At 69.7% G+C, this 24,229-nt stretch carries 20 protein-coding genes; all 20 read left to right on the top strand.

What is annotated here, in order from left to right:
• Window positions 1-2 precede the first annotated feature (2 nt).
• The 20 genes from flhA (at window position 3) to ACF3M1_RS08975 (ending at window position 24,161) form a co-directional block, all read left to right on the top strand.
• Window positions 3-2,072, top strand: a complete 2,070-nt coding sequence (gene flhA, locus ACF3M1_RS08880; RefSeq protein ID WP_393999866.1) for a flagellar biosynthesis protein FlhA — start codon at window positions 3-5, stop codon at window positions 2,070-2,072.
• Between the two features lie 196 nt (window positions 2,073-2,268).
• Window positions 2,269-3,747, top strand: a complete 1,479-nt coding sequence (flhF, locus tag ACF3M1_RS08885; RefSeq protein ID WP_394005225.1) for a flagellar biosynthesis protein FlhF — start codon at window positions 2,269-2,271, stop codon at window positions 3,745-3,747.
• Window positions 3,734-4,591 carry a P-loop NTPase gene (locus ACF3M1_RS08890; protein ID WP_393999868.1) on the top strand — a complete coding sequence of 286 codons (858 nt, stop codon included), beginning with the start codon at window positions 3,734-3,736 and terminating at the stop codon, window positions 4,589-4,591. Before flhF ends, ACF3M1_RS08890 begins: the two co-directional genes overlap by 14 nt.
• The gene (locus ACF3M1_RS08895) at window positions 4,588-5,346 is read left to right on the top strand and encodes an RNA polymerase sigma factor FliA (protein WP_393999870.1); all 759 of its coding nucleotides are present in this window, start codon (window positions 4,588-4,590) and stop codon (window positions 5,344-5,346) included. The genes ACF3M1_RS08890 and ACF3M1_RS08895 overlap by 4 nt, the downstream gene beginning before the upstream one ends.
• Window positions 5,347-5,391: 45 nt before the next feature.
• Window positions 5,392-5,784 (top strand): chemotaxis response regulator CheY, encoded by a 393-nt coding sequence (cheY, locus tag ACF3M1_RS08900; RefSeq protein ID WP_393999872.1) that lies wholly within the window; start codon window positions 5,392-5,394, stop codon window positions 5,782-5,784.
• On the top strand, window positions 5,781-6,383 hold the full coding sequence (locus ACF3M1_RS08905; RefSeq protein ID WP_393999874.1) for a protein phosphatase CheZ: 603 nt from the start codon (window positions 5,781-5,783) through the stop codon (window positions 6,381-6,383). Before cheY ends, ACF3M1_RS08905 begins: the two co-directional genes overlap by 4 nt.
• 4 nt (window positions 6,384-6,387) lie before the next feature.
• Complete coding sequence (locus tag ACF3M1_RS08910; protein WP_393999875.1) at window positions 6,388-8,337, top strand: chemotaxis protein CheA; 1,950 nt, start codon at window positions 6,388-6,390, stop codon at window positions 8,335-8,337.
• 199 nt (window positions 8,338-8,536) lie between these two features.
• On the top strand, window positions 8,537-9,277 hold the full coding sequence (locus ACF3M1_RS08915) for a flagellar motor protein (RefSeq protein WP_393999877.1): 741 nt from the start codon (window positions 8,537-8,539) through the stop codon (window positions 9,275-9,277).
• Between the two features lie 10 nt (window positions 9,278-9,287).
• Complete coding sequence (gene motD / locus ACF3M1_RS08920; RefSeq protein WP_393999879.1) at window positions 9,288-10,271, top strand: flagellar motor protein MotD; 984 nt, start codon at window positions 9,288-9,290, stop codon at window positions 10,269-10,271.
• Window positions 10,271-11,050 carry a ParA family protein gene (locus tag ACF3M1_RS08925; RefSeq protein WP_393999881.1) on the top strand — a complete coding sequence of 260 codons (780 nt, stop codon included), beginning with the start codon at window positions 10,271-10,273 and terminating at the stop codon, window positions 11,048-11,050. Before motD ends, ACF3M1_RS08925 begins: the two co-directional genes overlap by 1 nt.
• A 294-nt stretch (window positions 11,051-11,344) precedes the next feature.
• Window positions 11,345-11,857, top strand: coding sequence for a chemotaxis protein CheW (locus tag ACF3M1_RS08930; protein WP_393999883.1), 513 nt, complete (start codon window positions 11,345-11,347; stop codon window positions 11,855-11,857).
• 76 nt (window positions 11,858-11,933) lie between these two features.
• A complete protein-coding gene (locus ACF3M1_RS08935) occupies window positions 11,934-12,260 on the top strand; it encodes a lipid asymmetry maintenance protein MlaB (protein WP_393999885.1) in 327 nt (108 codons plus the stop codon).
• Entirely contained in the window at window positions 12,257-12,622 is a 366-nt protein-coding gene (locus tag ACF3M1_RS08940; RefSeq protein ID WP_096209162.1) for a response regulator, read from the top strand. The genes ACF3M1_RS08935 and ACF3M1_RS08940 overlap by 4 nt, the downstream gene beginning before the upstream one ends.
• 44 nt (window positions 12,623-12,666) lie before the next feature.
• Window positions 12,667-14,646: a chemotaxis protein CheA gene (locus ACF3M1_RS08945; RefSeq protein ID WP_393999887.1), complete on the top strand. Its 1,980-nt coding sequence runs from the start codon at window positions 12,667-12,669 to the stop codon at window positions 14,644-14,646.
• A 436-nt stretch (window positions 14,647-15,082) separates the two neighbouring features.
• Window positions 15,083-17,269 carry a methyl-accepting chemotaxis protein gene (locus ACF3M1_RS08950; protein ID WP_393999889.1) on the top strand — a complete coding sequence of 729 codons (2,187 nt, stop codon included), beginning with the start codon at window positions 15,083-15,085 and terminating at the stop codon, window positions 17,267-17,269.
• A gap of 401 nt (window positions 17,270-17,670) precedes the next feature.
• The gene (locus ACF3M1_RS08955) at window positions 17,671-19,830 is read left to right on the top strand and encodes a methyl-accepting chemotaxis protein (RefSeq protein ID WP_393999891.1); all 2,160 of its coding nucleotides are present in this window, start codon (window positions 17,671-17,673) and stop codon (window positions 19,828-19,830) included.
• A 79-nt stretch (window positions 19,831-19,909) separates the two neighbouring features.
• The gene (locus ACF3M1_RS08960; RefSeq protein WP_393999893.1) at window positions 19,910-20,677 is read left to right on the top strand and encodes a flagellar brake protein; all 768 of its coding nucleotides are present in this window, start codon (window positions 19,910-19,912) and stop codon (window positions 20,675-20,677) included.
• A gap of 96 nt (window positions 20,678-20,773) precedes the next feature.
• The gene (locus ACF3M1_RS08965) at window positions 20,774-21,253 is read left to right on the top strand and encodes a chemotaxis protein CheW (protein ID WP_393999895.1); all 480 of its coding nucleotides are present in this window, start codon (window positions 20,774-20,776) and stop codon (window positions 21,251-21,253) included.
• 100 nt (window positions 21,254-21,353) lie between these two features.
• Window positions 21,354-21,737 carry a hypothetical protein gene (locus ACF3M1_RS08970; RefSeq protein WP_393999896.1) on the top strand — a complete coding sequence of 128 codons (384 nt, stop codon included), beginning with the start codon at window positions 21,354-21,356 and terminating at the stop codon, window positions 21,735-21,737.
• A gap of 66 nt (window positions 21,738-21,803) precedes the next feature.
• Complete coding sequence (locus tag ACF3M1_RS08975; protein WP_393999898.1) at window positions 21,804-24,161, top strand: methyl-accepting chemotaxis protein; 2,358 nt, start codon at window positions 21,804-21,806, stop codon at window positions 24,159-24,161.
• Window positions 24,162-24,229: the final 68 nt, after the last annotated feature.

Genomic DNA, 24,229 nt, shown 5'->3' on the forward strand with positions numbered 1-24,229 from the left:
TAATGGCCACCGGCCCGAAGCGCGTGTTCGACATGCTGCGCAATGGCCTCGGTGCGCCGCTGCTGGTGCTGGCCCTGCTGGCGATGGTCGTGGTGCCGTTGCCGCCGATGGTTCTGGACATCCTGTTCAGCTTCAACATCGCGATGTCGCTGGTCGTGCTGCTGGCGGTGATCTACGTGCAGCGGCCGCTGGATTTCAGCATTTTCCCGATCGTGCTGCTGGTCACCACGATGCTGCGCCTGGCGCTCAATGTGGCCTCGACCCGGGTGATCCTGCTGCACGGCCAGAACGGCCCCGGCGCAGCCGGCAAGGTCATCGAATCCTTCGGCGACTTCGTCGTCGGCGGCAACTTCGCGGTCGGCATCGTCGCGTTCGCGATCCTGACGATCATCAATTTCGTGGTCATCACCAAGGGCGCCGGCCGCGTGTCGGAAGTGACCGCGCGTTTCATCCTCGACGCGATGCCCGGCAAGCAGATGGCGATCGACGCCGACCTCAACGCCGGCCTGCTGAACCGCGAAGAGGCCAAGGCCCGGCGCGAGGAAGTGCGTCAGGAAGCCGATTTCTACGGTGCGATGGACGGCGCCAACAAGTTCATCCGCGGCGATGCGATCGCCGGCATCCTGATCATGTTCGTCACGATCATCGGCGGCCTGATGATCGGCGTGCTGCAGCACGGCCTGAAGCTCGGCGACGCGGCGTCGATCTACACGCTGCTGTCGATCGGCGACGGCCTGGTCTCGCAGATCCCGGCGCTGCTGGTGTCCTCGGCGGTCGCGCTGCTGGTCACCCGCGCCTCGCGCAAGCAGGACATGGGCGGCGCGGTCAACGGCCAGGTGTTCGGCCAGCACAAGGCGCTGACGATCGCGGCGATCATCCTGCTGGTCGTCGGCCTGGTGCCGGGCATGCCGAACCTGGCCTTCCTCAGCCTGGCGGCGATCGTCGGTTATGCCGCCTGGGCGATGCGCAAGCGCAGCCTGGATGCCGAGCGCGCCGCGGCCGAGCCCGACCCCGCCCTGCCCACCGCCGAGCAGACCGCCAGCGCCGAACTCGGGTGGGACGACCTGCGCCCGGTCGATCCGCTCGGCCTGGAGGTCGGCTACCGGCTGATCCCGCTGGTCGACAAGGCCCAGGGCGGCGAACTGATGGCCCGGATCAAGGCGGTGCGCCGCAAGCTCACCCAGGACGTCGGCTTCCTGATCCCGCCGGTGCACATCCGCGACAACCTCGAACTCGCCCCAACCGCCTACCGCCTGCTGGTGCACGGCGTGCCGGTGGCGACGGCCGAGGTGCATCCCGATCGCCTGCTGGCACTCGATCCGGGCGGCGCGCTGCATCCGATCGACGGCATTCCCGGCAAGGATCCGGCGTTCGGGCTCGACGCGCTGTGGATCCTGCCGCTGCAGCGTGCGAACGCCGAAGCCGCGGGGTACACCGTGGTCGATCCGGCGACCGTGGTCGCGACCCATCTCTCGCACCTGGTGCGTGAGCAGGCGCCCGAACTGCTGGGCCATGAAGAAGTGCAGCAGCTGCTGGCGACGCTCGCCCGCAGCGCGCCGAAGCTGGCCGAAGACCTCACGCCGAAGGCGCTGCCGCTGTCGGTCGTCGTGCGCGTGCTGCAGAACCTGCTGGTCGAGCGCATCCCGGTGCGCCAGCTGCGGCGCATCGCCGAGGCGCTGGTCGAACATGCCGCGCACACCCAGGACCCGGCCCAGCTGACCGCCGTCGTGCGCACCGCGCTGGGGCGTTTCATCGTCCAGGAAATCGCCGGGCCGTCGGAGGAACTGCCGGTCTACACGCTGGCGCCGAATCTGGAACGCGTCTTGCAGGATTCCGCGCAGGGCGGCGGCGCAGCACTGGAGCCGGGCCTGGCGGAACGCCTGCAACAGAGCCTGGCCACCTGTGCCGGGCAGCAGGAAGCCAGGAACGAACCTGCGGTGGTGCTGGTGCCCGGACAGGTCCGCGCCGCGCTGGCGCGCCTGGTCCGCCACAGCGTGCCCAACCTTTCGGTGCTGTCCTACAACGAAGTGCCGGAAGACAAGCGGTTGAAGTTGCTGGGGACGATCAATTGAGAGCCGGGATCGGGGATTGGGGAGTGGGGATTCGTGAAAGCGGATTCCACGAACGCGGAGAGGTTGCGATGAGACGTTTGAGATCGAGCACGAACAAACACGGACTACGCAGGACGACGGCGCCCGCTGTTTCGAATCCCCATTCCCCAATCCCGAATCCCTGCCCATGAACATCCGCCGCTTCGTCGCCGCCGACATGCGCTCCGCCCTGCAGCTGGTGCGGCAGGCGCATGGTCCCGATGCCGTGATCCTGTCCAACCGTCGCACCGACGAGGGCGTGGAGATAGTCGCGGCCAGCAATTACGACGAGGGCTTCGTGCAGCGCGCCATCGAGGATGCGCAGCGCGACGCGGCCCCGGTCGCCATCGCCGCCGCGCCCAGCGCCGCGCACGATGCGGACGCGGCGCTGGCCCCGTCCGAGCGCTGGCTGCGTGATCTGGCACCGCCGGTGGCCGCGCCCGCCGCGGCCCGTCCGGTCGCGGCACGGGCCCCCGCCCCGGCCGCGCTCGACACGACGGCCGATGCCGCCGCCACGCCCGCGTCGCTGCAGCGCGCCGCGGAACCTGCGCGCTTCGACATCGACGGCCCGACGTTCGCCGAACTGCTCGCCGCCGGCCATCGCGACGACACCCCGCGCACCGAGCTGGCTGCGACCTCGGCCCCCGTGTCGTTCGCCGCGCCCGACGACGGAATTCCGTCGCTCGCGGCACGGCAGACGGCGATGCCGGCCCCGCTCGCGGCTGTGCCGAGCCCGCCGGCTCCCGCCAGCGACGGAGAACTGGCGCTGATGCGCGACGAGCTGGCGCAGATGCGCGGGATGATCGAACGCGAGATGGCGCGGCTCACCGACGAGCGCCTGCGCGGTTCGCCGGCGCGCGCCCAGGCCATGGAGCTGATGGAGGACTACGGCTTCGATGCCGGCATCACCCGCGACACCGTACTGCAGATTCCCGCCGACACCCCGGATGCCCGCGTCCGCGGCCTGATGCTGGCGCTGCTGTCCAAGCGCCTGCCGATCTGCCCGGTCGATCCGCTGGCCGAAGCCGGCGTGATCGCCCTCGTCGGCCCCACCGGCGCCGGCAAGACCACCACCATCGCCAAGCTCGCCGCGCTCTATGCCGCCCAGCACCAGCCGCGCGACGTCGCCCTGGTGACCACCGACACCTCGCGCGTCGGCGGCCGCGAACAGCTGCACAGCTACGGCCGCCAGCTCGGCATCGCGGTCCACGAGGCCGACACCGAGGCCGGCCTGGTCTCGCTGCTGCAGAAGCTGCAGGACTACCGCCTGGTGCTGGTCGACACCGCCGGCCTGAGCCAGCGCGACCGGGCGCTGGCCGGCCAGCTCAACTGGCTGCGCGCCGCGCGCCAGGTGCGCACCCTGCTGGTGCTGCCCGCCAACACCCATTTCGCCGATCTCGACGAAGTCGTCCGCCGCTTCGAAAGCGCCCGCCCGCAGGGCGTGGTGCTGACCAAGATCGACGAAACCGGCCGGCTCGGCAGCGCGCTGTCGGTCGCGGTCGACCACCAATTGCCGCTGACCTGGGTCACCGACGGCCAGCGGATTCCCGAGGACCTGCACCGGGCCAATGCCGCCCATCTGGTGCTCCGCCTTGAAGATCTGCGCCGAGATGCCGATAAGCCGATTGCCCCGGAACATACCCATGCCGTCGCCTGAGCTGCTGCCGATGTCCTCCGCCCCCTTCCAACCCGTGCGCACCCTGGCCGTCACCGGCGGCAAGGGCGGCGTGGGCAAGACCAACGTGTCGGCGAACCTGTCGGTCGCACTGTCGGGCATGGGCCAGCGCACGCTGCTGCTCGATGCCGACCTGGGCCTGGCCAATGTCGACGTGCTGCTGGGCCTGTCGCCGCAGCACACGCTGGCCGACCTGGTCGCCGGCCGCTGCGAGCTCGACGATGTGATCCTCGAAGGCCCGGGCGGCGTGCTGGTGGTGCCGGCCGCGTCCGGACGCCGGCACATGGCCGAACTGCGCCCGGCCGAGCACGCCGGCCTGGTCAATGTCTTCAACGACCTGCAACGGGATCTCGACCTGCTGGTCGTCGACACCGCCGCCGGCATCACCGATTCGGTGCTGACCTTCTGCCAGGCCGCGCAGGACGCCCTCGTCGTGGTCTGTGACGAACCGGCCTCGATCACCGACGCCTACGCCCTGATCAAGGTCCTGGCGCGCGAACGTGGCGTCACCCGCGTGCAGGTGATCGCCAACATGGTGCGCTCGCCGCAGGAAGGCCGGAACCTGCATGAGAAGCTCTCGCGCGTGTGCGAGCGCTTCATCGGCGACGTGTCGCTGAACTACCTCGGTGCGGTGCCGCAGTGCGACTGGCTGCGCATGGCCGTGCAGCGGCAGCAGCCGGTGGTGCTGGCCTATCCGGGCAGTCCGTCGGCGCGCGCCCTGGTCGAGATCGCCCAGCGCATCTCGCGCTGGCAGGCGCCGACCGCGCCCCGCGGCCATGTCGAATTCTTCGTCGAGCGCATGCTGCGCCAGGGAGCGGTCGCATGAGCGTCGCCGCACGCCACTACCAGGCGGTCCAGCGCACCGCCGACGTCGTCGATCCGATCGTCCAGCATGCCGAGCTGGTGCGCCGGATCGCCCATCACCTCGCCGCGCGCCTGCCGGCCAGCGTCGAGATCGACGATCTGGTGCAGGCCGGCATGATCGGTCTGCTCGAGGCGTCGCGCAGCTACGACGCCGACCAGGGCGCGTCGTTCGAGACCTATGCCTCGATCCGTATCCGCGGCTCGATGATCGACGAGATCCGCCGCGGCGACTGGGTGCCACGCTCCGTGCACCGTCGCGCACGCGAGGCCGCCTCGGCGATCCGCGAGATCGAACAGAACAGCGGACGCGCGGCCAGCGCGCAGGAAGTCGCGGCGAAGCTCGACCTCCCGCTCGGCGACTACCAGCGTCTGCTCGAAGACGCCGCGCGCGGCCAGGTGCTGAGCCTGGACTCGCACATCGAGGACCACGGCGAGGTCGAACCGGTCAACCGCGGCGGCGGTCCGACGCCGCAGGAGGCGCTGGTGCGCGGCGAGTTCGGCCGCGAGCTGATGAACGCGATCGGCCACCTGCCCGAGCGCGAGCAGCTGGTGCTCTCGCTGTATTACGAGCAGGAACTCAACCTCAAGGAAATCGGCGCCGTGCTCGGCGTCAGCGAATCCCGCGTCTGCCAGATCCACGGTCAGGCCGTGATCCGCCTGCGCGGCCGCCTCACTGCTTTCGAACTCGCCGACACCGGATTCGGTGGCGACGATTGATGACCGGGGCGTGCGCGCACGCCCGTTCCCCCATTGGAGTCCGTTTTGAACAAGAACATCCGCATCCTGGTGGTCGACGATTTTTCGACGATGCGTCGGATCGTCAAGAACCTGCTGTCCGACCTCGGCTTCAACAACACGGTCGAGGCCGAGGACGGCAACAGCGCGCTGGCCGTGCTGCGCCAGGACGCGGTGGAGCTGGTGATCACCGACTGGAACATGCCCGGCATGACCGGCATCGAGCTGCTGCGCGAGATCCGCGCCGACGCCAAGTTCCGCGGCCTGCCGGTGCTGATGGTCACCGCCGAGGCCAAGCGCGAGCAGATCATCGAGGCCGCGCAGAACGGCGTGAACGGCTACATCATCAAGCCGTTCACCGCGCAGACCCTGGAAGAGAAGCTCGGCAAGATCTTCGAGCGCCTGGGAACCGCGGCATGAGCACGCCCGACATCGACCGGACCCGGCTCGCAGGCCTGCTGCACGACGCGCTCGAAGCGCTGGAACGCGGCGACGAGGACGGCTGGCGCGCGCATGTCGACGCGCTCGCCAATGCGCGTGCCCGCACCCTGGTCACCGGCCTCGGGCGGCTCGCCAAGGAACTGTCCCAGGCCCTCGGCACCCTGCCCCCGACACCGGCCGAGGACGCCGGCCTCGACGACGCCTGCGCGCGCCTCGACCACGTGGTCGAAATGACCGAGCAGGCCACCCACCGCACGCTGGATCTCATCGACGACAGCCGCGCCCTGGTCGCCCGGCTCAAGGACGGTCCGCTCGACGAGAGCCAGACCGATACCGTCGAAGCGCTGCGCGACAACCTGCGCGAGATGGCGCTGGCGCAGAGTCACCAGGATCTCGGCGGGCAGATCATCCGCCGCGTCGCCGGCATCGTGCGTGGCGTGCATGAAGGCTTCGGCGCGCTGGGCCTGCCGCCCAAGGACGACGACGCGCGCGGCAACGGCCCCGCGGTCGCCGGCCTCGACCGCAACACCGTCGGCCAGAGTGACGCCGACGACCTGCTGTCGAACCTCGGACTCTGATCCCATGCAGGCTCCCGACATCGTCGCCGACTTCGTGCTCGAAGCACGCGAACTGCTGGACGATCTCGGCGGGCAGCTGGTGGGCCTCGAGCAGACCCCGGACGACCGCGAACGCCTCAACGCGGTGTTCCGTGCATTCCATACCCTCAAGGGCGGCGCCGGCTTCCTCGGCGCGACGCCCCTGGTGCAGCTGTGCCACGCCGCCGAGGAGACCCTCGGCATGGTGCGCGCCGGCCAGGCCGCCCTGCTGCCGCGTCACTTCGACGCCGCGCAGCAGTCGCTGGACTGGCTGCAGGCGATGGTCGACGCGATCGAGACCGACGACGCCGTACCGGTCGCTCCGGATTCGCTGATCGCCGGCTTCGCACCGTACGACGCGCCGGTCGCGGTGCAGGTGCGCGCCACGCCGAAGGCCACCGTGCCGGCCACTGGTGGCGAGATGATCTCCGACGACGAGTTCGAGAACCTGCTCGATCAACTGCACGGGGACGGCGCGCCCGGCCTGCAGGCCACCCCGCCGGCCGACGACGGCATGATCGGCGACGACGAGTTCGAGGCCCTGCTCGACCAGCTGCACGGCGGCGCGGCGCCGGGCACGGTGCCGACCGCAGCCGCGGCCGCGCCCGTCGACGACATGATCGGCGACGACGAATTCGAAGCGCTGCTTGACCAACTGCACGGCGGCGGCGCGCCCGGTACCGGCGCATCCGCACCGGCGCCTGCAGCGCCGCCACCGCCGCCGCGTGCGCCGGCACGCGCCGGTCCACCGCCCGCTGCGCCGGCCAAGCCGAATGCGCCGACGACGGAGCGCGAGCAGACGGTACGCGTGGACACCAAGCGTCTGGACGTCATCGTCGATCTCGTCGGCGAACTCGTGCTCGCCCGCAACCGGCTCAAGACCTTGCGCGCGCGGCTGCGCGACGAGGACCTGGACCGCGCGGTCACCACGCTCGACAACGCCACCGCACGCCTGCAGAGCGCGGTCATGCGCACCCGCATGCAGCCGGTCGGCAAAGTGTTCTCGCGGTTCCCCAAACTGGCCCGCGACGTGGCCCGCGCGCTCGACAAGGAAGTGGACCTCGACCTGGTGGGCGCGGAAACCGAACTCGACCGCAACCTGGTCGAAGCGCTGGCCGATCCGCTGATCCACTTGGTGCGCAACGCGATCGACCACGGCATCGAAATGCCCGCGCTGCGCGAGGCCACCGGCAAGCACCGCGCCGGCCGTGTGCGCCTGAGTGCGCAGCAGCAGGGTGACTACGTCGGCATCGAGATCCAGGACGACGGCGCCGGCATCGACCCCGAAAAACTGCGCGCCAAGGCCCGCGACAAGGGCCTGATCGACGCCGAGGCCGCGGCGCGCCTGAGCGCCGAGGAATGTCTGAACCTGATCTTCCTCGCGGGCTTCTCCACACGTGACGAGGTCAGCGACATCTCCGGCCGCGGCGTCGGCATGGACGTGGTCCAGTCGCGCATCCGCGAGCTCGGCGGGCAGATCCAGGTGCATTCCGAACTCGGCCGCGGCAGCCGCTTCTCGCTGCGCGTGCCACTGACGCTGGCGATCCTGCCGACGCTGCTGGTGCACGCCGCCGGCGACGCCTACGCGCTGCCGCTGGCACGCGTGCAGGAAGTGCTGCACGCGCCGTCGCGCACGGTGAACTGGTTCGACGGCCGCGCCGCGCTCGACCGCCGCTCGCACACGCTGTCGCTGCTGGACCTGCGGCACTGGCTGGGCCAGCCGGCGCAGGAGACCCCGCTGCTGACCATCGTGGTGCTGCAACGCGGCGACAGCCGCTTCGGTCTCGTCGTCGACGAGGTCCGAGGCCGCGAGGAAGTCGTCATCAAGGCGCTGCCGCGCGCCCTGCGCGGCCTGCCCGGCTACGCCGGCGCCACGCTGATCGGTGACGGACGCCTGGCGCTGATCCTCGACGTGGATGCGTTGAGGAGGCCGTGATTCTCGGCCGGGATTGGGGATTCGGGATTGGGGATTCGAAACGGCTGCCGTCGCGAACGCCGTTGGAGCCGCACGGCACGTAGGCGTCCGATGAGCGGACGTTCGAGACGGGCGACAGACCGCGCTTTCGAATCCCCAATCCCGATTCCCCGTTCCCGGCCCCCACTCAAGTCCCCCCGCCACCGCCGATACACGCACTATGGATATTTTCAGCGTCGTCGGACTCGTGCTCGCCCTGGTGGCGCTGCTGGGCGGCAGCATCCTCAAGGGTGCGGGCCTCAGCGCGCTGTGGTCGCCGGCCGCGTTCCTGATCGTCATGGTCGGCACCGTCGCCTCGATCCTGCTGCACACGCCCGCGCCGGTGTTCAAGCACGCGATGCGTATCGCCGGCTGGGTGATCAAGCCGCCCGTCTCGGACCGCCAGGCGCTGATCGCGCAGATGCTCGAGTGGAGCAACGTCTCGCGCAAGCAGGGTCTGCTGGGCCTGGAAAGCCACGTCGAAGCGCAGACTGATCCGTTCCTCAAGAAGGGCCTGCAGATGCTGGTCGACGGCGTCGAGCCCGAAGCGATCCGGCACATGCTCGAGATCGAACTGCAAGGCGAGGAGCACAACGACCTCGCCGCGGCCAAGGTGTTCGAAGGCATGGGCATCTATGCGCCGACGCTCGGCATCGTCGGCGCCGTGCTCGGCCTGATCGCAGTGATGAAGAACCTCGCCGATCCGAGCAAGCTCGGCGTCGGCATCGCGGCGGCGTTCACCGCGACGATCTACGGCATCGCCTCGGCCAACATGTTCTTCCTGCCGATGGCCGCCAAGCTCAAGAGCGTGATCGGCCGCCGCAGCGGCGAGCGCGAGCTCGCGATCGAAGGGCTGATCGCGATCGCCCAGGGCGAGAACCCGCGCAACATCGAGGCGCGGCTCGCCGGCTTCCTGCACTGACCGCATTCCGATGGCCCGACGCAAGCACCACGAAGAACACACCAACCACGAAGCCTGGGCCATCCCCTACGGCGACCTGGTGACGCTGCTGCTCGCGTTCTTCGTGGTGATGTACGCGGTCTCCTCGCTCAACGAGGGCAAGTACCGCGCCGTCGCCGCGTCGCTGGCCAGTGCGTTCAACGCCCCGCCGAGCGCGCTCGAGCCGATCCAGATCGGCGACAACATGAAGCAGGAAGCCAGCATCGGCCGCCCGACGGCGATCCCGCGCGGCGCGGTCAAGGGCCCGGCATCGAGCCCGGTGCTCGATTCGCCGCTCAAGCCGATGCTCGAATCGAAACTGCGCGCCGACCGTATCGGCGACGGCGGTGCCAATGCCGCATCGATCGCCGCCTCGCGCGAACAGCTGTCGCGCATCGCGCTGCAACTCGAGGACACGCTGTCGGAGATGGTGCGCGCCCGGTTGATCACGGTGCGCCGCTCCGATCTCTGGCTGGAAGTCGAGATCAACAGCGACATCCTGTTCCAGAGCGGCTCGGCGTCGCTCGATTTCGGTGCCCAGGATCTGCTGAGCCGGCTGGCGGCGGTGCTGCGCGATCTGCCCAACCCGATCCGGATCGAGGGCTATACCGACGACCGTCCGATCGCCACCGCGCAGTTCCCGTCGAACTGGGAGCTGTCGGCCGCACGCGCGGCCAGCGTGGTGCACCTGTTCGTGCGCGAGCGCTTCGCGCCGGAGCGCCTGGTGATGGTCGGCTACGGCGAGTTCCGCCCCAAGACCGACAACGACACCGACGCCGGCCGCAACGCGAACCGCCGCGTCGTGCTGATGGTGCTCGCGACACCCGACAACGGGCCGTCCGCGCCGTCGCCGGTGACCGCGCCCGAACCGGCCCAGCCGGTGTTCCCCGCCGCGCCCGTGCCCCAACCGGCGATCGCGCGGACGCGCGCACCCGGTGCCCCCTCGTCCCCCCTACCCCCGCAAGGAGACAGCTGATGCGCGTCTGGGCGATCGCAAACCAGAAGGGAGGCGTGGGCAAGACCACGACCTCGCTCGCCCTCGGACGCGCGATGGTCGCGCGCGGGCTGCGTGTGCTGCTGGTCGATCTCGATCCGCACGCATCGCTGACGCGTGCGTTCGGCGTGCCCAGCGATCCCCAGCCGGCGGGCGTCGTCGACCTGTTCGGCGCACCGCCGCCGACGCTCGCGTCGCTGCTGCGGCCGTCGCCGACCGAAGGCCTGGACTTCGTCTGCGCGCAGACCGCGCTGGCCACGCTCGAACGGCGCAGCGCGACCCAGCCCGGCCTCGGCCTCGCGCTGTCGCAGGCGATCACCCGCCACGACGGCGGCCACGACGCGATCCTGCTCGACTGCCCGCCGACGCTCGGCCTGCTGATGGTCAATGCACTGGCCGCCGCCGACCGGCTGATCGTGCCCACCCAGTGCGAACCGCTGGCGCTGTACGGCCTGGCGGGCATGGTGCGCACCGGCGAGATGGTCGAGCGCTCGCGCCAGCGCCCGCTGCCGACGTCGATCATCCCGACGATGTACGACCGTCGCACCCGCATCGGCCGCGACACCCTGGCCCAGCTGCAGGACGAATACAGCGGCAAGATCTGGAGCGAGGCCGTGCCGGTCGACACCCAGCTCAGCAATGCCGATGCGCTCGCCCAGCAGGTGTTCAGCGGTGATCCGCCCGGCCGTGCGCTGGCCGCCTACACCCGGGCGCTGGACTGGCTGCTCGACGAAGACCGGACACTGGAGCAGGCGGCATGAGCGCGGCCGGCGTCGTCGACGACTACCTCGGCATGTTGCTGTCGACCGCCGCAGCGCCCGCTGCGCCCGCGGCAGTCGCCGCGCCGGCTGTGGCCGAGGTGCCGGCAATCGCGGTCGAACCGCCTGCGCCGACACCCGTGCAACCGGTGCCTGCAGCGCCGAGGCCGGTCGTCGCGGAAGCCCCGCCGCCGCCCGCGCCTGCGCGTGCGGCCACGCCCCCGGCGGCGTCTGTCGCGCCGGCGCCGCGTCCTCGCCCGCCCGCCCCCGCTCGCGCCGACGGCGCGCGTGCCGGCGATGGCCTCGAAGGTCGTCATCGCGGCGGCAGACGGAAGCGCGCCCGCGCCGCTGCAACGCCGCGCCGCCGAACGGACCGCCCGCTGGCTGCGGCTGCGCTGCGGCACCCAGGCGTACGCGATCGAACTGCTCAAGATCCGCGAGGTCGTGCTGCCTGCGCCGCTGCTGGCGATGCGCGGCGCGGCGCCGTGCCTGGCGGGCGTGATGAACCTGCGCGGCCAGGTCGTGCCGGTGGTCGACCTCGGCCTGCAGCTCGGCGACGTGCCGGTGGCCGAATCGGTCTCCACACGGATCATCGTGCTGGAGGACAACGGCGACGTGCTGGGCCTGCGCGTGTCGTCGGTCGAAGATGTCGTGCTGATCGGCGACGCGCAGATCGAAGGCACCCACACCTCGCGCCTCGCACCGGTCGGCGATCACCGCATCCGCGGCATCGCCCGCATCGCCGGCACCGTGATGCTGCTGCTGGACGCGAACCGGCTCATGGGCCTGCCGCTGTTCGCGCCGCGATGACACAGACCCGCTCCCGGCTAAAGATCTGCGCCGCGGCGCCGCTACAGCTGTCCGAACCCCCTTTGTCGGAGACGCAATGGACACCGTGCACCTAGGCGATGACCTCGGTATCGAGGCCAGCACCGGGCTGAAGGAACGGCTTGCGCCGTACCTGGCGCAGGCGCATGCGGTCGTGCTCGACGGGACCGATGTGCGGCGGGTGCATACCGCCGGCCTGCAGGTCCTGTGCGCGTTCTTCGCCAGCCGCGACGGCACCGGCCACAGCACCGAGCTGCGCGGTTGCAGCGAGACGCTGCACGACGCGGCCCGGCTGCTCGGCCTGGGCGCTGCCCTCGGCCTCGCGGACGGCGGCTCCGATCATTCAAACGCAACAGACGCAAGCACAGTGGAGAACGCCGCATGAGCGCACGCATTCTTGTAGTGGACGATTCGGCCTCGATGCGCCAGATGGTGGCCTTTGCGCTGACCTCGGCGGGCTTCGATGTCGACGAGGCCGAGGACGGCCAGGTCGCCCTCGGCCGCGCCCAGGGCCAGCGCTTCAATGCCGTGGTGACCGACGTCAACATGCCGAACATGGACGGCATCTCGTTGATCCGCGCCCTGCGCGGCCTGCCGGACTACAAGTTCACCCCGATGCTGATGCTGACCACAGAATCGGGCCCGGAAAAGAAGGCCGAGGGCAAGGCCGCCGGTGCGACCGGCTGGCTGGTCAAGCCGTTCAATCCTGACCAGTTGATCGCCACCGTCCAGAAAGTTCTGGGCTGAGCCGTCTTTCGCCCTTCCGCACACCGACCGCAGGCCGAGTTCCCATGAGCATGGACATGCAGCGCTTCCACGCCACCTTCTTCGAGGAAAGCCGCGAAGGGCTCGAAGCGATGGAAGCGGGCCTGCTGCAACTCGAGCAGGGTGACCGCGACGCGGATCTGATCAATTCGATCTTCCGCGCGGCGCACTCGATCAAGGGCGGCGCGGCGACCTTTGGCTTCGACGCCGTCGCGGCGCTGACCCACGTGCTGGAAACGCTGCTCGACGAGCTGCGCGCCGGCAAGCGCGCGGTCACCGGCGCCTCGATCGACGCGATGCTGGCCTCGGTCGACGTGCTGCGCGCCCTGCTCGCCGAGGCGGAGACCGGTCACCCGGCCGATCCGCAGGCCTCGCAGGCGGTGCAGGCGCGGCTCAATGCCGTGCTCGCCGGCACCGATGCGCCGGCACCGGTCGCCGTGCAGGCGGCCGCACCGCAGGACGAACCCGCGGGCTGGCGTATCGGCTTCACCCCGGCGCCGTCGCTGTTCATGAGCGGCAACGATCCGCTGCGCATCATCCGCGAGCTCGATCGCCTGGGTCCGCTCGAGGTCGCGGTGCGCACCGAGCGCCTGCCCGGCTTCGAGCAGATGGACCCGCTGGAGGCCTACCTCGCCTGGGACCTCGGCCTGCTCGGCACGGTGCCGCGCAGCGCGGTCGACGAAGCCTTCGCATGGGTCGAGGACGACTGCGAGCTCGACGTGCAGCCGATTCTCGCCGACCCCGTGCCGGACATGGCCGAGCCGGTCGCCGAGCTCGACGCCGTCGTCGCGGGACCTGCGCAGGCCGCGGACGCGAAGCCCGGCAGCCATGACCCGGCCGAAAGCTCGATCCGCGTCAGCACCGACAAGATCGACGGCCTGATCAACCTCGTTGGCGAACTGGTCATCACCCAGGCGATGCTCAAGCAGGTCAGCAGCCGTCTGGACCCGGCGCTCGCCGAGCGCCTGTTCGAAGGCCTCGACCTGCTGGAGCGCAATACCCGCGATCTGCAGGAAGCGGTGATCGGCGTGCGCATGCTGCCGGTCGAAGCCGTGTTCCGCCGCTTCCCGCGGCTGGTGCGCGATCTCTCGGCGCGCCTCGGCAAGCAGGTACGCCTGCGCACCGTCGGCGAGGGCACCGAACTCGACAAGGGCCTGATCGAGAAGATCGGCGATCCGCTGGTGCACCTGGTGCGCAACTCGATCGACCATGGGCTGGAAATGCCCGAGGCCCGCGTCGCCGCCGGCAAGGACGGCACCGGCACCATCACCCTGGCTGCGTCGCACCAGGGTGGGCACATCGTCATCGAAGTGGCCGACGACGGCCGCGGCCTCGATCGCGAGCGCATCCTCGCCAAGGCGCTGGAGCGCGGCCTGACGGTGCCGGAGAAGCCCACCGACGCCCAGGTCTGGGACCTGATCTTCCAGCCCGGGTTCTCCACCGCCGACGCGGTGACCGATCTCTCGGGACGCGGCGTCGGCATGGACGTGGTCCGCCGCAACATCCAGGCGCTCGGCGGCGAAGTGCAGCTCGAGAGCAACTTCGGCCGCGGCACCCGCGTGGTGATCCGGCTGCCGCTGACGCTGGCGATCCTCGACGGCATGACCGTCGCGGTCGGCGAGGAAATGCTGATCCTGCCGCTGTCGCACGTGATCGAAGCCCTGCAGCCGCAGGCCGAGGACGTGCGCAGCGTGGCCGGCGAAGGCAAGGTGCTGCGCGTGCGCGGCGAATACCTGCCGCTGCTGTCGCTCAACACGTACTACCGTTACGGCCAGCCGCGCCGCGACGATCCGCTGGTGGTCGTGGTCGAAGGCGACGGGCAGAAACTCGCGCTGGAGGTCGACGAGCTGCTCGGCCAGCAGCAGGTCGTGGTCAAGAACCTCGAGAACAACTACCGCCGCGTGGACGGCGTCTCGGGCGCGACGATCCTCGGCGACGGCCGCGTCGCGCTGATCGTCGATGTCGGCGGTCTGGCACGGTCGCTGCGGGTGCCGCAGGCGGCCTGAGCCCCGACGTCCGGCGCGCCGGTCACTGCGCCGGCGTCGCCCGCCGCGGCGCGTGACTCGCCGCCCCCCAGGTGCAACACGAATGCCCGTCCGGCGTCGCGCCGTGCGGGCGAACGTGCGTGTCCGCGTCGCAATCGTGCTCCGGGCTTCATGCAGTGGCGGGAGAATCCCGTGTCGGCGAGGCCAGCTATGTGCGGGTGCCGTTGCTGCGGTGCAGACGGTCTCTGCCGGAGTCAGGAATACCCTACATTCTGATCAGCAAAAGGCCGACAGCGGCCTGGCTCACATTCTGAGATGTGAATCACAAGACGCATCTTGATATTTTTTTTCGATACTGCTTCAGAAACGTCTCCGCGCCGCCGTTACCTGGGGACCCGGCATGTGCATCCGCGCGTCAGCGTGACGCCTGCGCGATACCGGGCCACCGGAGACATCGATGAACTGGCTGAACAATCTTTCGATCGCACGCAAGCTCGCGGGCGCCTTCGCCTTGATCTCGCTGCTCGCCGTCGGCCTGAGCGGATTCGCCCTCACCCGCCTGAGCGGTCTGAATGCCGAGCTGCAGAAGGTCAGTACGGACGACATGCCCGCCGTGCAGCATCTGGGCGAAATCCGTTCGCAGATGGGGGAATACCGCACCTACGAGATGGCGCAGCTGAGCAGGCTCGACGAGCCCGAGGCGGTGCAGGACTACACCGAGCGGATGGCCCGGATCGAGACCATCGTCGACGAACGCAAGGCGCTCTACGAGGCGATGGCGTTCGACCCGGAAGAAGCGCGGCTGTACGCCGAGGTGGTCAAGGGCCTGGATGCGTATCTGGGCGCACATCGCCAGATCGAGGCGGCGCTGGCCGCCGGTGACGCCGTGGCCGCTCAGGCGGTCTCGGACGACCAGTCGCGTCCGTTGCGCCGAACCCTGTTCGAAGCGATGGCCGCGCTGAATGCCTTCAATGTCGCGCGCCTCGAAGCCGACATCGCGCATTCAAACGTCATCTATCGCAACAGTCTGGCGACGATGTTCGCCGGCATCGCGCTGCTGCTGGTCCTGGCCGGCGCGACCGGTTTCGTCATCGCCCGCAGCCTGTCGCGTTCGATCAAGGTGGCGGTGAAGGCGGCGGACGACGTGTCGGCCGGTCGCCTCGACAGCCACATTCCGGCTGCCGGACGGGACGAAGTCGGCCAGTTGCTCGGCGCGATGCAACGCATGCAGGCCCAACTGCGCGCAGTGATCGCGGCGCAGCGCGACATGGCCCGCGAACACGATGCCGGCGCGATCAGCTACCGCATGGACGCCGCGGCATTTCCGGGCGACTACGGGGTGATGGTGGCGGAGACCAACGCCCTCATCGCGGCGCATATCGCAGTGAAGATGCGCCTCATCGACGTGGTGCAGCAGTACGCGATCGGCGACCTCTCCCAGGACATGGATCGCCTGCCCGGCGAGAAAGCCGTGATCAGCCGGACGATGGACACGGTCAAGGCCAATCTCGGTGCGATCAACGGCGAGATCCGCCGGCTGGTCGAGGCCGCGGCCCGCGGCGATTTCAGTGTCCGCGGCGATGCCGAGCGGTTCGAGCACGAATTCCGCGCCATGGTCGAAGGCCTGAACCGGCTGATGCACACCACCGACACCAACCTGGCCAGCATCTCGTCGGTGCTGCAGGCGATCGCCGACGGCGACCTGACCGCGCGCATGGAAGGCGACTTCCATGGCGTGTTTGCGGCCATGCGTGACGATGCGAATACGACCGTCGCCCAGCTCACCGGCATCGTCGGACGCATCCAGGAGGCGTCGGGCACGATCGGCACCGCCTCGAGCGAAATCGCCGCCGGCAACGACGATCTCTCGCGTCGCACCGAGCAGCAGGCTGCAAACCTCGAGGAGACCGCCGCTTCGATGGAAGAACTCACCTCCACGGTGCGCCAGAACGCCGATCATGCGCGCGAAGCGAACCAGCTGGTGATCGGCGCGGCGTCGGTCGCCTCCAAGGGCGGCGACGTCGTCGGCCAGGTGGTCACGACGATGGCGGCGATCGAGACCTCGTCGAAGAAGATCGGCGACATCATTTCGGTCATCGACGGCATCGCGTTCCAGACCAACATCCTGGCGCTCAACGCAGCCGTGGAAGCCGCCCGCGCCGGCGAACAGGGCCGCGGCTTCGCGGTCGTCGCCTCGGAAGTGCGCACGCTGGCCCAGCGCAGTGCCGGCGCCGCGAAGGAGATCAAACAGTTGATCGACGACTCCACGCACAAGGTGACCGAGGGCGCCGCGCTCGCCGGCGAGGCCGGCAGGACGATGGGCGAAATCGTCGCGTCGGTGCAGCGTGTGACCGGCATCATGGCCGAGATCGCGGCCGCTTCGCAGGAACAGGCCGCCGGCATCGAACAGGTTAACCAGACCATCACCCAGATGGACGAAACCACCCAGCAGAACGCCGCACTGGTCGAGGAAGCCTCGGCCGCGGCGCGCGCGATGGAGGAGCAGTCGTTCGAACTGACCCAGACGGTGTCGGTGTTCCGCATCGACGCCCCCCAGGCCGCAGCACGCGTCGCGATCGTCGCGCGCCCCGGGGTGGTCGCATCGGTGCCGCAGCCGATCGGCGCTTCCCAGCAGGCCGCATAACCCGATCGCCTGCCCCTCGAGCGCCCCGGCCGCTGTGCCGGGGCGTCTTCGTCTGGATGCGCGCGAACGCGCGCGCCGCCCTGGAATGCTGACAAGGGGCGACGCCCCGGCCATGGTCGACGCCTGACCGATCCATGGCTCTGCCGCGCGCCGCGTCGCGCACCGGATCCGCGATTGCAGCCGGGCCCCGCACGCGTGGAAGGGGCCGGCGGGCCGAACTGCCACTCCGACCAGTGGGCACGTACGCAGGACGAGGCGGTTTGGATTCGCGAACACGGTCACACGTATCGTTCTGTTCTTGACCCCTCAGTGTGCGATGCGCGCGCCGTTATTCCATCCGGACCGGGCCTCCCGACGGTCCACGCCAAACCGCCCGCGACGGGTTCACGTACGAGACCACCATGCAAATCGGCAACCTTCGTATCGGCCAGCGCCTGGCCATCGGCTTTTCGATCGTCATCCTCCTGATGCTGGTGCTCACCGCCGTCGGCATCCAGCGCGTGAGCCGCATCAGCGACGGCCTGCACACCATCAACGACGTCAACAGCGTCAAGCAGCGCCACGCGATCAACTTCCGCGGCAGCGTGCACGACCGTGCGATCGCCCTGCGCGACGTGGTGCTGGTCGATGGCCCGGACTCCGTGGCGGCCGCCGAAACCCAGATCGAAACGCTCGCCGCGTTCTACGCCGAGTCGGCCGCGCCACTGGACGCCCTGGTCGCGTCGTCCAGCGACACGCGTGAGCACGCGATGCTCGAGTCGATCCAGGCGATCGAGGCACAGACGCTCCCGCTCATCGCCCAGGTGCGCGCATTGCGCGATGCCGGCGACGCGGCCGGTGCCCAGCAGCTCCTGATGACCGAAGCCGCCCCGGCGTTCGTGAGCTGGCTCGCGCGCATCAACGACTTCATCGACCTGCAGGAAAGCAAGAACCAGCAGGAGGCCGCGGCCGCGATGGACACCGCCGACGGTTTCGCCGCGTGGATGCTGTCGCTGGCTGCACTGGCGTTGATCGCCGGCGTCGTGATCGCGGTGCTGCTCACACGCAGCATCACCCGTCCTCTGGCCCAGGCCCTCGACGCCGCCGAGCGCGTGAGCCGTGGCGAACTGGACCGTGCGATCGAGTCCGGTGGCCGCGACGAAACCGGCCAGGTGCTGCAGGCGATGCAGCGCATGCAGACCCAGCTGCGCGCGGTGATCGCCGCGCAGCGTGACATGGCCCGCGAACACGAGGCCGGCACTATCAGCTACCGCATGGACGCCGCGGCTCTGCCGGGCGACTACGGCGTCATGGTCGCCGGTACCAACGACCTGGTGGCCGCGCACATCGAGGTGAAGATGCGGCTGGTCGATGTGATCCAGCGCTATGCGGTCGGCGATCTGTCGCCGGACATGGACCGGCTGCCGGGCGAGAAAGCCGTCATCACCCAGACCATGGACACGGCCAAGGCCAATCTGGGCGCGATCAACGGCGAGATCCGCAGACTCGTCGAGGCGGCGGGCCGCGGTGACTTCAGCGTGCGCGGTGACGCGGCGCGCTTCGACCACGAGTTCCGCGCCATGGTCGAAGGCCTGAACCGGCTGATGCACACCGCCGACACCAATCTGGCCAGCATCTCGTCGGTGCTGCAGGCGATCGCCGACGGCGACCTCACCGCACGAATGGACGGCGAGTTCCACGGCGTGTTCGCCGCGATGCGCGACGACGCCAACGCCACCGTCGCCCAGCTCACCGGCATCGTCGCGCGCATCCAGGACGCGTCGGGCGCCATCGCCACCGCGTCGTCGGAGATCGCCTCGGGCAATCACGACCTGTCGCGTCGCACCGAGCAGCAGGCGGCCAACCTCGAAGAGACCGCGGCCTCGATGGAGGAGCTGACCTCCACCGTGCGCCAGAACGCCGACAGTGCCCGCCAGGCCAACCAGTTGGTGATCGGCGCGGCCGATGTCGCCGCCCAGGGCGGCACCGTGGTCGGCCAGGTGGTGGAGACGATGGCCGAGATCGAGCGTGCGTCGCGCCGCATCGGCGACATCATCTCGGTCATCGACGGCATCGCGTTCCAGACCAATATCCTGGCGCTCAACGCGGCGGTGGAAGCCGCGCGTGCCGGCGAGCAGGGCCGCGGCTTCGCGGTCGTCGCCTCGGAAGTACGCACGCTGGCGCAGCGCAGTGCGCAGGCCGCGAAGGAGATCAAGGGCCTGATCGACGATTCGACCAGCAAGGTCGCCGACGGTGCGGCGCTGGCCGGCCAGGCCGGCACGACGATGGGCGAGATCGTCAGTTCGGTGCAGCGCGTGACCGACATCATGGCCGAGATCGCGGCGGCCTCGCAGGAGCAGGCCTCGGGCATCGAGCAGGTCAACCAGACGATCACCCAGATGGACGAGACCACGCAGCAGAACGCCGCGCTGGTCGAGGAAGCCTCGGCCGCGGCGCGGGCGATGGAGGAGCAGGCGGCGGCCCTGAGCGAAACCGTTGCCGTGTTCCGGATCGACGCGAGCACGGCGCCGTTGCACACCGGCGCTGTCGGCGCGCCGCGTCCGGTCCTGGAAGCCGCCTGAGCGACATCGGCACCGCGCGCCTCAATTTCCGGGGCGCGCGGCCGATACTCCAGCGACTGGACCTTTCCGGCCCTGGATGATGCCTGTCGCCGAAGACCATTCGAATCTGCTGGACGATGACGATTCGCCCTACGCCCTGCGTGATCCGCGCGAGGTCGGCCAGGTGCTGCGTGCACTGGTGGACGCCCGCGCGATCATCAGCGCGGCGCTGATCCCGGGCGGTCACGCCTGCCCCACTGCGCTGCTGGCGGTGCATGACGACGGCACGCTGGTGCTGGACGGCAACCGCCACGAGGCGACGAACCGGCGCATGGGGGCGGCCGGCCGCATGGTCTGCAGCACCCAGCTGGATCTGGTGCCGATCCGCTTCCGCCTGCCGACACCGGAACGCATCGAGTTCGAGGGGTATCCGGCCTTCTCCACGCCGTGGCCGGAGCGCCTGCTGCGGCTGCAGCGGCGCGAGTTGTACCGCCTGCAGGTCTCGCCCGCCGCACCCGCCACCCTGCACGTCGGCCGCGACGGTGTCGCGCCCGATCCCACGGTCGGTGGCCTGCGCGTGCTCGACATCAGCGGCGGCGGGATCGCGGTGTCGGTCCCGGACGGCGAGGAGCGCATGTTCGCGGCGAAGTCTCACGTCGCGCCCTGCGCCCTGCGTCTAGGCGACGCCGCGCCGCTTCCGGTTGCGCTCGAGGTCGCCCACATCAGTCGCTTCGACGTGCGCGGCGTGCCCCACTGGCGCGCCGGATGCCGGTTCGTCGACATGTCGGCGGCCCAGGAGCAGCGCGTGCTCCAGTACATCTTCCAGATCGAGCGCCAGCGCAACGCCCGGCAGCGGCGCGGCGGCTGAGACGCAACCGGTCGCTAAAGTTGCCGCGGTCCCGGCCGATCTTCTGCGTATCCGCCCTGCCGCACCTCCGCGGCCTCTCCAGCAGGAACGCATCCGATGACCAGTTCCACTGCCAGCGCCGCTGGCGAATATCTGAGCTTCACGCTCGGCGACGAGCACTACGGCGTCGACATCCTGAAAGTCCAGGAGATCCGCGGCTACGACGCGGTCACCCGCCTGCCCGACGCGCCCGAATACATCAAGGGTGTCATCAACCTGCGCGGCACCATCGTGCCGGTGATCGACCTGCGCCTGAAGCTGCGTCTGGCCGAGGCGCGCTACGACAGCTTCACGGTGATGATCGTGCTCAACGTCGAGAACCGGGTCGTCGGCATCGTCGTGGACAGCGTGTCCGACGTGGTGCCGCTGGCCGACGAGCAGGTGCGCGCGACGCCCGAATTCGGCGCCGCGGTCGATACCCGCTTCATCGCCGGCATCGGCACCCTCGACGAGAAGATGCTGATCCTGCTCGACATCGAGACGCTGCTCGACAGCGCCGACCTCGTCGACGCACCGCTGCTCGAAGTGGCCGCCTGATTTCGGCGAGGACGCCTAAAGTTCGCCGCCGACCTGCCGCTAGTGGGGCAACGGGCGTGCGAAATGCCAGCCCGATGTCCCCTGACTGGAGTAGACCGCAATGCCCCCCAAGACCACGACCCGCCTTCTGGCCGCGCTGCTGCTGAGCGGCTGCGCCTCCGCCGCACTCGCCCAGGACGCCATCCGCCCCGACCAGGCCACGCGCTTCGTCGGTCAGAGCGGCATGGTGTGCGGCAAGGTCGAGAAGACCCGTTATGCCGAGAACTCGGAAGGCTCGCCGACGTTCCTGCACATGGGCGGCGCGTTCCCGCGCCACACCTTCTCCGCGCGCATCCCGCAGGACCAGCGCGACAAGTTCCGTCCGTCGCCGGAAGAGCTGGAAGGCCGTGACGTCTGCATCGTCGGCGCGATCCAGCGCGACGCCGGCCGTGCCGAGATCGCCGTCCGCTCGCCGGCCGACGTCAAGCTCGCCACGATCAAGTAAGACCCCGGCCCGGCCGCGCCGCGCGTGACCGGGCCGCTTCCTTTCGCGCCAAAGGGAATTCGCCTCATGCACTGGTTCTCGTCTCTCAAGCTCGCGCCCAAGCTGATGCTCGCTTTCGGCGTGGTCCTGCTCATCATGCTCATCCAGGGCATCGGCGCCTACACAGGCCTGCGCTCCATGGACCGCGTGACCAATGAGCTCACCGACGACGTGCTCCCCGCCGTCACCCTGGTCGGCGAGACCCGCGCCCTGCTCGGCGAGTTCCGCACGGCTTCGTATCGCGGACTGGTCCGCGCGAGCGAGACGGTCAAGGCACAGGCTCGTGAGCGCGCGACGGGCATCGACGCGCAGCTCGCGACGAATTTCGAGACCTACCGCCAGTATGTCTCCAGCCCCGAAGAAGAGCGCATGCTCGAGGAGCTCGTCAGCGCCTGGGCCGCTGCCAAGACCTCGTACGAGTCGGTCAACGAGATGCTCGACCTCGAGCTGCCCGATGACGCCACCGACACCTTCATCGGCGAGACCAGCCAGCTGCACGACGCCGCCAGTGCTGCGCTCGCCGCGCTTGCCGACGAAGCGAACCGCACCGCAGCCGAATCCCGCACCCAGGCGGCCAGCACCTATGCGACGTCCAGCCTGCTGCTGGCGGTGCTGCTGCTGGCCGGCATCGGCGGCGGCCTGGTGGTCGCGTGGCTGATGGCCCGCAGCCTGACCTCGGCCGTGCGCGAAGCCGCCGCCGTCAGCCAGGACGTGGCCAACGGCAAGCTCGACAGCCAGATCGACACCAGCCGCGCCGACGAGATCGGCGACCTGCTGAAGTCGATGCAGCGCATGCAGCGCGACCTGCGCGAGCGCATCGAACGCGACCAGGCGATCGCCAGCGAGAACCTGCGCATCCGCACCGCGCTCGACAGTTCGGGCACCAGCGTGATGATCGCCGACCCGTCGCGCACCGTGATCTACGCCAACGCCGCGGTCACCGGCCTGATGGGCCAGTACGAGAACGAGATCCGCACGACGCTGCCGGAGTTCGACATCGAGCAGGTCATCGGCGGCAGCATCGACGCCTATCAGGCCGAACCCGAGCGTCTGGCGGGCATCCTGGACCAGCTCCAGGGCGTGCACCACGACGAACTGGCGCTGGGCAGCGCGCATATCGGCCAGACGATGGCGCGCGTCGAGGACGAGGCCGGCACCCTGCTCGGCTACGTCGTCGAATGGCGCGACCGCACCCCGCAGGTGCACGTCGAGGTCGAACTCGCCCGGGTGATCCAGGCCGCCGCGGCTGGTGACCTGTCGCACCGCATCGGTCTGGACGGCAAGGAGGGCTTCTACCTGCAGCTCGCCGAACAGCTCAATACGCTGCTCGATGCCAACGCCAGCAGCCTCGATCAGGTGTCGAACGTGCTGACCGCGCTGGCGGACGGCGACCTGACCGTACGCATGGACGGTGAATTCGAAGGCGTGTTCGCGAAGATGCGCGACGACGCCAACGCCACCGTCGCCCAGCTCACCGGCATCGTCGCGCGCATCCAGGATGCCTCGGGCGCCATCGGCACCGCATCGTCGGAGATCGCGTCCGGCAACAACGATCTGTCGCGTCGCACCGAACAGCAGGCCGCGAATCTGGAAGAGACCGCGGCCTCGATGGAGGAACTCACCTCCACCGTGCGCCAGAACGCCGACCATGCACGCCAGGCCAACCAGCTCGCCATCGGCGCGGCGAACGTGGCCTCGCAGGGCGGCGACGTGGTCAGCCAGGTGGTGACCACGATGGCCGACATCGAGAAGTCCTCGCGCAAGATCGGCGACATCATCTCGGTCATCGACGGCATCGCGTTCCAGACCAACATCCTCGCGCTCAACGCGGCGGTGGAAGCCGCGCGTGCAGGCGAACAGGGCCGCGGCTTCGCGGTCGTCGCCTCCGAGGTCCGCACGCTCGCCCAGCGCAGCGCACAGGCGGCCAAGGAGATCAAGGGCCTGATCGACGATTCGACCAGCAAGGTGTCCGACGGCGCGGCGCTTGCCGGCCAGGCCGGCAAGACCATGGGCGAGATCGTCGCCTCGGTGCAGCGGGTGACCGACATCATGTCCGAGATCGCCGCCGCCTCGCAGGAGCAGGCCTCGGGCATCGAGCAGGTCAACCAGACCATCACCCAGATGGACGAGACCACGCAGCAGAACGCCGCACTGGTCGAAGAAGCCTCGGCTGCAGCCCGCTCGATGGAAGAGCAGGCCGCAGGACTTGCTCAGACCATGTCGATCTTCCGCGTCGAGCAGGCCCAGGTCGCGGTGCAGGCGGTGCTGTCGGCCCACAAGGCGCCGCCGGTGGCGGTGCCTGCGGCGCGGCGCCCGGCCCCGACACGCCCGTCTCCGGTCAAGTCGGCCCCGGCGGTCGCGGAAGCGGACTGGGCCGAGTTCTGAGGTCCCGCACTCCGTGCATCACGCGACGCCCCGGTCCTCGACCGGGGCGTCGTCGTTTGAGCCATTGA

This window comes from Luteimonas sp. WGS1318, from assembly GCF_043187535.1.
Lineage (GTDB): Bacteria > Pseudomonadota > Gammaproteobacteria > Xanthomonadales > Xanthomonadaceae > Luteimonas.

Coding starts and splice junctions, on each gene's coding strand:
- motD (WP_393999879.1), top strand. CDS start 9,288: ATGGCCCGACGCAAGCACCACGAAGAACACACCAACCACGAAGCCTGG.
- flhA (WP_393999866.1), top strand. CDS start 3: ATGGCCACCGGCCCGAAGCGCGTGTTCGACATGCTGCGCAATGGCCTC.
- ACF3M1_RS08890 (WP_393999868.1), top strand. CDS start 3,734: ATGCCGTCGCCTGAGCTGCTGCCGATGTCCTCCGCCCCCTTCCAACCC.
- ACF3M1_RS08925 (WP_393999881.1), top strand. CDS start 10,271: ATGCGCGTCTGGGCGATCGCAAACCAGAAGGGAGGCGTGGGCAAGACC.
- ACF3M1_RS08910 (WP_393999875.1), top strand. CDS start 6,388: ATGCAGGCTCCCGACATCGTCGCCGACTTCGTGCTCGAAGCACGCGAA.
- ACF3M1_RS08895 (WP_393999870.1), top strand. CDS start 4,588: ATGAGCGTCGCCGCACGCCACTACCAGGCGGTCCAGCGCACCGCCGAC.
- ACF3M1_RS08950 (WP_393999889.1), top strand. CDS start 15,083: ATGAACTGGCTGAACAATCTTTCGATCGCACGCAAGCTCGCGGGCGCC.
- ACF3M1_RS08975 (WP_393999898.1), top strand. CDS start 21,804: ATGCACTGGTTCTCGTCTCTCAAGCTCGCGCCCAAGCTGATGCTCGCT.
- ACF3M1_RS08935 (WP_393999885.1), top strand. CDS start 11,934: ATGGACACCGTGCACCTAGGCGATGACCTCGGTATCGAGGCCAGCACC.
- ACF3M1_RS08945 (WP_393999887.1), top strand. CDS start 12,667: ATGAGCATGGACATGCAGCGCTTCCACGCCACCTTCTTCGAGGAAAGC.
- ACF3M1_RS08960 (WP_393999893.1), top strand. CDS start 19,910: ATGCCTGTCGCCGAAGACCATTCGAATCTGCTGGACGATGACGATTCG.
- ACF3M1_RS08970 (WP_393999896.1), top strand. CDS start 21,354: ATGCCCCCCAAGACCACGACCCGCCTTCTGGCCGCGCTGCTGCTGAGC.
- ACF3M1_RS08965 (WP_393999895.1), top strand. CDS start 20,774: ATGACCAGTTCCACTGCCAGCGCCGCTGGCGAATATCTGAGCTTCACG.
- ACF3M1_RS08905 (WP_393999874.1), top strand. CDS start 5,781: ATGAGCACGCCCGACATCGACCGGACCCGGCTCGCAGGCCTGCTGCAC.
- ACF3M1_RS08915 (WP_393999877.1), top strand. CDS start 8,537: ATGGATATTTTCAGCGTCGTCGGACTCGTGCTCGCCCTGGTGGCGCTG.
- ACF3M1_RS08940 (WP_096209162.1), top strand. CDS start 12,257: ATGAGCGCACGCATTCTTGTAGTGGACGATTCGGCCTCGATGCGCCAG.
- ACF3M1_RS08930 (WP_393999883.1), top strand. CDS start 11,345: ATGGCCTCGAAGGTCGTCATCGCGGCGGCAGACGGAAGCGCGCCCGCG.
- flhF (WP_394005225.1), top strand. CDS start 2,269: ATGCGCTCCGCCCTGCAGCTGGTGCGGCAGGCGCATGGTCCCGATGCC.
- ACF3M1_RS08955 (WP_393999891.1), top strand. CDS start 17,671: ATGCAAATCGGCAACCTTCGTATCGGCCAGCGCCTGGCCATCGGCTTT.